Origin of the sequence: Neisseria blantyrii (assembly GCF_962747855.1) — a bacterium.
Taxonomy (GTDB): Bacteria; Pseudomonadota; Gammaproteobacteria; order Burkholderiales; family Neisseriaceae; genus Neisseria; species Neisseria viridiae.
The window spans coordinates 1-214 of the sequence record NZ_CAUIZY010000041.1; the positions used below are offsets into that span (position 1 = coordinate 1).

The 214-nt window shown below is 59.8% G+C and carries 1 protein-coding gene; it reads left to right on the top strand.

The window, feature by feature from the left end; genetic code table 11:
* A partial coding sequence (locus tag Q9J80_RS10835) for an autotransporter outer membrane beta-barrel domain-containing protein (protein ID WP_304671783.1) occupies positions 1 to 214 on the top strand: 214 nt, incomplete at both ends.

The window sequence follows — 214 nt, forward strand, 5'->3', positions numbered from 1 at the left end:
TGTCCTACTGGTTTACGCGCGGCTACGGCTTTTCGCTGTCAAACGGGCTGTCTGCCGAAACGGACAACTTCCGCAGCCTGCTGGGGCGGTTCGGCTTTCGGGCGGGCGTGGACGGTTTGGACGGCGGCAGGTTGAATATCTACGGCAAGCTGATGTACAAACGCGAATTTATCGGCACGATCCGCCACAGGTTCAACGGCTCTGCCGTGGAGGA